The sequence below is a fragment of the Candidatus Afararchaeum irisae genome (assembly GCA_034190545.1).
GTDB classification, from domain to species: domain Archaea; phylum Halobacteriota; class Halobacteria; order Halobacteriales; family Afararchaeaceae; genus Afararchaeum; species Afararchaeum irisae.
The window spans coordinates 1-6,677 of sequence record JAXIOF010000093.1; the positions used below are offsets into that span (position 1 = coordinate 1).

Genomic DNA, 6,677 nt, shown 5'->3' on the forward strand with positions numbered 1-6,677 from the left:
TGAGGTCGCCTTCAGGAACTCCTCGACCCCCTCGGAGCCGAAGGTCGGACCCAGAGCGGCGACTTCGGAGACAGCCGCAGTCGTACCGCCCTCTAAGGCTCTGTGGTACGACTTCTCGACGTTCTGGTGGAGATCAAGATGTGTGTGTACGTCTATGAAGCCCGGGGAGACGTACTTACCCGAGACATCGATGACCTCAGTCTCGTCTCCCGTAACGTCTGTCGCGTCGTCTCTGAGAGAGGCTACACGTCGGTTCTTGACCGCGACGTCGACTTCTCGTGTCTGCCTGTCAGGCGTCGAGACTACGGTGCCGCCTCTGAGTACAAGGTCTGCGTCCTCGTCACCGAGGGTGACCTTCCTGACTTCCTCTCTCATCACATCGCCTCCGGTGCTTCGACTCCTATGAGACCGAGCGAGTTACTTATCGCGTTTTTCGAGGCGAGGACGAGACCCAGGCGCGCCTTCTTGAGGTCGTCTTCGACGTCTAAGACACGGCACTCTCGGTAGAACTCGTTGAAGGCTTCGGCTAACTCACGCGAGTAGGTCGCTATCCTGTGTGGCTCGAGGCTCTCGGCGGAGTTGTCGACGACGTCGGATAGCTCTCCTATCTTCTCTATGAGCCCGCGTTCCTCGTCGTCTTCGAGGAGATCGACGTCCAGGTCGGCATCGGGGTCGGCGTCTGCCTGTTCGAGTATCCCCGACGCCCTCGCGTGAACGTACTGTATGTAAGGAGCGTGCTGACCCTCGAAGTTGAGAGCGTCCTCCCATCTGAAGGTGATCGGCTTTTCCGCCTGGCGTGCGACTATGTCGAAACGAACCGCGCCTATGCCGATCTTCTCGGCGGTCTCGCGCACCTCTTCGACGTCACGTCTCCTCTCGTCGGATCTCTCCTGTATCTCGTCCTTGGCGCGTTCGACCGCCTCGTCGAGGAGGTCGTCCATGTTGACGACTGTGCCCTCACGTGTGCTCATCTTGCCCTCGGGGAGACTGACGTACGAGTAGAAGACGTTTCTCGGCTTCCTGTCCTCTCCGAGTATCTCTAACGCCGCTCCGAGCTGTTTCGCCTGGAGCTTGTGATCCTCACCGAGAACGTTGACGGCGTCGTCGGATCTCTCGAACTTGTCGATGTGGTATGCGATGTCACGTGTCGTGTAGAGCGATGTGCCGTCACTCCTCTCGAAGACGAGCTCCTTGTCTATGTCGAAGTCGGAGAGGTCGATCTTACGTGCGTCTTCCTCCTCGTAGCTCCTCTCGTCTTCCTTGAGCCTCTCGCTCACGTCGTCGACATCGCCCTCAAGCACAAACTGACTCTCGTGGACGAATCTGTCGTACGACGCGCCTATACGTTCGAGGCTCTGTCTCTGTCCCTCCAAGCAGTACTCGACAGCCTCCTCGACGAGTTCGAGGGCGTCCTCGTTGCCGTTTTCGAGCTCTGAGAGGAGTTCGTCTATCTCGTCCTCGGCGGTCATCTCGCCGTTGGTGCTGTTGTACTCGGCTCCGGATTCGTCTTCGCCTTCGCCCTCGGCTTCGGCTTCGAGTATCTCGTTCGCCCTCCTGTAGTACCTCACTATGTCGTGGTCGGGCTTGTCACGTTCCTTCTCGGGAAGCTCTGACTCGTCTATCCTGTCGTAAGCCCACGCTATCGTCGCGACCTGTCTTCCCATGTCGTTGACGTAGTACTCGACGTCTAAGTCGTAGCCCGCCTTCCGTAAGAGACGCGCTATCGAGTCTCCGATTATGGGATTACGCGCCCTTCCGACGTGGAGGGGTCCCGTGGGGTTCGCCGAGGTGTGTTCGAGTATGATCTTCTCGTCCTTGTCGGGGAGAGCCGGATAGTCGTCGGAGGTCGCCTCCTCGACCGTCCTTTCGAGGTAGTCGTCGCTGACGGAGAAGTTGATGTAAGGTCCTTTTACCGACGCGCCGCCTATCAGACCGTACTCGCCTATATGTAGGTTCGCCGCTATCTCGTGTGCGACCTCGGCGGGATTCTCGTCGCCAGCGAGAGAGAAAGCGACTGCGGAGGCGAGACCCGCGTCGACGTCCTCTGGTGGCTTTTCGAGACTCAGATCCTCGGTCGAGTAGCCCGCTGAGTCGAGGGATTCGGAGAGAGACTCCTCGACCTGTTTCCTGAACTGGGTGAACATACAGTAGGTTACGTGAAAGGTGTTTAAACCGTGTCCGGAATAAACTGAGTCTGAGTCTGAGTCTGAGAAGGCTTAGTCGTCTTTGACACCCGGATTCGTCACAGCACCGAGTGACGCCGAACTGAAGGAGTCGCCGTACTTCGCTAAGACGCCCGAGGTGTAGTTGGGATCGGGCTGTTCCCAGTCTTCGAGTCTGTCTTCTATCTCGTCGTCTGAGAGGTCGACGTCGAGCCTTCTCTCGGGTATGTCGATCTCCACCGTGTCGCCGTCACGTACCGCGGCGAGTGGACCGCCGACGTAAGCCTCAGGAGCTATGTGTCCTATCATAGGTCCACGTGTAGCACCCGAGAAACGTCCGTCGGTGAGTAATGCGACGTCGTCCTCGTGACCCTGTCCGACGACTGCGGCGGTCACACCCAGCATCTCCCTCATTCCGGGTCCTCCCTTTGGTCCCTCGTACCTTATGAGAATTACGTCGCCCGAGTCTATCTCGCCGTTCTCGACCGCGTAGAACGCCTCCTCCTCGTGGTCGAAGACCCTCGCGGTACCCTCGAATACGAAGTCGTCGTCGCCCGTGACCTTGAGAACCGCACCCTCGGGAGCTATGTTGCCCTTGAGTATGACTATCGCGCCCTCGTCGTGTATCGGGTCGTCGAGCGGACGCACGACACTCGGACTCGGCTCGGGGAGATCCATCTCCTCTAAGTTCTCTTCGAGAGTCTGTCCCGTGACAGTCATGACGTCGCCGTGTATCAGACCGTCGTCGAGGAGGCGTTTGAGGACGACGGGTATACCGCCGTTTCTGTGGAGGTCAGCCATGACGTGGCTGCCGCCGGGCTTGAGGTTACAGATATGTGGAACCCTCCGCGATATCCTGTCGAAGTCGTCTATCTCGAGGTCTACGCCTGCCTCCTCGGCTATCGCTAAGATATGGAGGACGGCGTTCGTCGACCCGCCTATCGCTGCCTGTAGAGCTATCGCGTTCTCGAACGCCTTGCGTGTCAGGAGGTCGGAGGGACGTATGTCTTCCTCTAAGACCCTCATGACAGCCTCGCCCGAGTCGAAGGCTGTGTCTTCCCTCTCGTCTGTCTCGGCGGGCGGCGTAGCGGAGCCGGGGAGAGCGAGTCCGAGTGCCTCGCTTATCGAAGCCATCGTGTTTGCGGTATACATACCCGCGCACGATCCGGGTCCGGGACACGCGACGTCCTCTAACTCCTCGAGCTCTTCCTCGGTTATGTCGCCCTCGGAGTACTCGCCGACGCCCTCGAAGACGTCCTGTATAGTCACGTCCTCGCCGTGGTACTTGCCCGGGAGAATAGTGCCGCCGTAGACGAAGACTGTCGGGAGGTCGAGACGCGCCGCCGCCATCATCATACCCGGGAGGTTCTTGTCACAGCCTGCGACAGTCACGAGACCGTCGAGTCTCTCGGCGAACGTCACGAGTTCGACCGAGTCGGCTATGACCTCACGTGATATGAGGGACGCCTTCATCCCCTCAGTACCCATCGAGATAGCGTCGCTCACGGTGATCGTCCCGAACTCTATCGGTGTTCCTTCGGCTTCCTCGATACCGTCCTTCGCGTACTGGGATATCTCGTCGAGATGTACGTTACACGGCGTGACCTCCGCCGCGGGGTTCGCGACGCCTATCAGTGGCTCCTCGAGATCCTCGTCGGTGTACCCCATCGCGTGGAACATAGCGCGGTGAGGTGCTCTCTCGGCACCCTCGGTGACTTCCTGGCTCCTTATCTTTCTCATGCGGATATATAGGGTGTCTTTCTCGGCATAAACCTTCGGTGGCTTTTACACGTAGCGTCCCAAAGACGTAACATGGCAGTTGAAGCAGGAGACACGATCAGAGTCGAGTACACGGGAAGAAAGACAAACGGAGAGGTATTCGACACCTCCGACGAGGAGACCGCGAGGGACAACGGAGTCTTCGACGAGAGACGTGACTACGAGCCTCTCGAGTTCGAGGTCGGAGCCGACGAGATGATACAGGGGTTCGACGAGGGTGTCGTCGGAATGGAAGAAGGAGAGACGAAGGAGATAGACGTTCCTCCCGAGAAGGGATACGGAGAGTACGACGACGAGATGGTAGTCGAGTACGACTACGACGACTTCCAGGAGATGCTTGACGGCGCAGAGCCTGAAGTCGGTATGCACGTCCACGCTCAGGGAGGCGCGCACGGAGACGTGACCGAAGTAGAAGACGGTACCGTCAAGGTCGACTTCAACCACGAACTCGCAGGAGAGGAACTCGTCTTCGAGGTAGAAGTAGTCGCGGTAAACTAGAGTAGCAGGGAGATGAACGTACAGGAGAGGAATATCGGAGACGACGGCTACGGCACTGTGACTCTCGTCCCCGAGACGCTCGACGACCTCTGGCACCTCAAGTACATAGTCGAGGACGGCGACGTCGTCTCGGGTCTGACCGAGAGACGTATCGAACGCGTCGACGAGACGACACGTGCCGACACGGGGACACGAGAGACTATGCACGTCGATCTGCGGGTCGAGGACGTCGAGTTCCACCGTTTCTCGAACCGTCTCCGTGTCTCGGGAGTCATAGAGTCGTGTGGCAAGGAGAGGGAGATAGGTAGCCACCACACACTCAACGTCGAGATAAACAAGGAGATGGAGATCACTAAGACGTGGAAGCCCGACCAGCTTCAGCGTCTCGAAGAGGCAGAGGAGACCGTCGAGTCGGACGTCGTCGTCGTCACTGTCGAGGAGGGCGAGGCACATATACACACTGTCGAGGAGTACGGCATCGAGGAACGTACGACTGTAACCTCGACGACAGGAAAGGGCGAGGACGCACGTCCGCGACAGGAGCTCTTCGGCGAGCTACTCTCGGCTCTCAAGACGACTGCGGCGGACGCCGACGCCGTGATACTCGCGGGTCCCGGATTCACCAAGAAGGACGCCCTCGACTACATCGAGGAGAACGCTCCGAGTATCGCTGAGAAGATAGTCACAGAGGACGTCGCGAGCGTCGGTGCGCGCGGTGTCCACGAGGTACTCAAGAGAGGAACCGTCGAGAAGGTCGCAGAGGAGGCACGTATCTCACGTGAGTCACGTCTCATAGACGAACTCATGGAACGTATATCGACCGACGGAGCCGCGGCGTACGGCTTAGACGAGGTCGAGAAGGCAGTCGACTACGGTGCTGTCGAGACACTTCTGGTCGTAGACGAGGCTCTGAGAGACAGGAGGGACGAGATAGATCCCCTGATAAGACAGACCGAACAGAAAGGCGGTGATGTCACAGTCTTTTCGAGCGACTTCGACCCCGGTAAGAGGCTCGACAGCCTTGGGGGTATCGCCGCGCTCCTGAGATATAAGCTGCGCTGAGACCTTCACAAACTTAATATCAGAGTCGTCTTAATTCTCATATAGTGAAGACTCTCAGAGTGACACTAAACGCGAACGGAGTCAACTCGGTCGACGTGAGCCCCAGGAGTCTCACAGTCGACGGTAACTTCGTCGTGAGTATAGAGAACAGGGGGTCGCCCTCGCACCTCTACATAAACACCGACGACGATCTCGCTCCCCACGTCTCTATAGGAAACCCCAACCTCTACGTCGAGGACTCGGAGGAGTTCGAGGCTGTGGTCGACTGTGACCCCGAGACCCCCGGCGTCGAGGGGACGCTTGAGGTCACCGCGGGGTATGGCTCCGAGACGACACATGTTTCGGTCTCGATAGAGCCTGACGAGGACGAGAACAGGGTCGATGTCGACGAGTCGCTCTCACAGCCCCAGCGCGTCCACGTAGACGACTCCGACGACCGTGAGCTACTCAGAGGCGGCAAGTCCGACTCCGAAGACGGCTACCGTCTCAGAACCCTCTTAGCCGGAATAGGTGTTGTCATACTCTTAGTCGCGGCTGTCGTCTCCTATGCAGTCTCAGTCCTTCTCGACCCCGTCTCGGGAGCCTTAGTCGGGGTCGTCGCAGTCGTAGCCGGCGGCATAGCACTCTACGGCGTCAGCTTAGCATACCGAAAGACTGACTTGTAGCCTCTCCTATCTAAGTATGTACGCGGGCCGGTAGGGTAGCTTGGCATCCTTGTGCCTTCGGGTGGCATAGACCGCGGTTCGAATCCGCGCCGGCCCAAAATCTCTGATTTTGCGGGCTCTCAAACAGTCAGCTTTCTCTCAGCATACCATAGACTCCGGAGATGCGATGGTGACTTAAGCTTAGCATCCTATTCTGAGTTATGGAATGTCCTTACTGTGACCTCGAAGCCATACGTATGAGGGTACACAGACATCTCTTAGAAGAGCACGACTTCCTCTCGGAGAGAGCGGGAGACGACGGCGGCGGATACGAGTTCGACTGTCCCGACTGTGGCGAGACTGCAGTCATAGAGCCCGGAGGTCTCGGTGGCGAGGAGGAGGCTCAGAAGTTCGACAACGAGATGAGGATGATGGCAGTCGACAGGCTTCTCAACCATCTACAGGAAGAACACGGATAGTGAACTACCCCACCCTGCTCGCGCTGACGCGCTCGCTGAGGGAGGGGCTTCCT

Annotated in this window: 7 protein-coding genes and 1 tRNA gene; 5 read left to right on the forward strand and 3 right to left on the reverse strand. The window is 58.4% G+C overall.

Going from position 1 to position 6,677, the window contains the following annotated elements; all coding sequences use genetic code 11:
* The 3 genes from SV253_09110 to ilvD form a co-directional block, all read right to left on the reverse strand.
* Positions 1-375 (reverse strand): amidohydrolase family protein (locus tag SV253_09110; GenBank protein MDY6776211.1); only part of this gene is annotated, 375 nt, incomplete at its 3' end.
* Positions 375-2,144 (reverse strand): arginine--tRNA ligase, encoded by a 1,770-nt coding sequence (gene argS / locus SV253_09115; GenBank protein ID MDY6776212.1) that lies wholly within the window; start codon positions 2,142-2,144, stop codon positions 375-377. The genes argS and SV253_09110, both read right to left, overlap by 1 nt.
* 72 nt (positions 2,145-2,216) lie before the next feature.
* A complete protein-coding gene (gene ilvD, locus SV253_09120; GenBank protein MDY6776213.1) occupies positions 2,217-3,902 on the reverse strand; it encodes a dihydroxy-acid dehydratase in 1,686 nt (561 codons plus the stop codon).
* A 72-nt stretch (positions 3,903-3,974) separates the two neighbouring features.
* Here ilvD and SV253_09125 point away from each other — a divergent pair, with 72 nt between their 5' ends.
* The 5 genes from SV253_09125 (at position 3,975) to SV253_09145 (ending at position 6,624) form a co-directional block, all read left to right on the forward strand.
* A complete protein-coding gene (locus SV253_09125) occupies positions 3,975-4,439 on the forward strand; it encodes an FKBP-type peptidyl-prolyl cis-trans isomerase (GenBank protein ID MDY6776214.1) in 465 nt (154 codons plus the stop codon).
* Between the two features lie 12 nt (positions 4,440-4,451).
* Positions 4,452-5,501, forward strand: coding sequence for an mRNA surveillance protein pelota (locus SV253_09130; GenBank protein ID MDY6776215.1), 1,050 nt, complete (start codon positions 4,452-4,454; stop codon positions 5,499-5,501).
* A 44-nt stretch (positions 5,502-5,545) separates the two neighbouring features.
* Positions 5,546-6,166, forward strand: coding sequence for a hypothetical protein (locus SV253_09135; protein ID MDY6776216.1), 621 nt, complete (start codon positions 5,546-5,548; stop codon positions 6,164-6,166).
* A gap of 24 nt (positions 6,167-6,190) precedes the next feature.
* Positions 6,191-6,263 (forward strand) — tRNA-Pro (locus SV253_09140).
* Between the two features lie 103 nt (positions 6,264-6,366).
* Positions 6,367-6,624 carry a hypothetical protein gene (locus SV253_09145; GenBank protein ID MDY6776217.1) on the forward strand — a complete coding sequence of 86 codons (258 nt, stop codon included), beginning with the start codon at positions 6,367-6,369 and terminating at the stop codon, positions 6,622-6,624.
* The last annotated feature ends 53 nt before the right edge of the window (positions 6,625-6,677 follow it).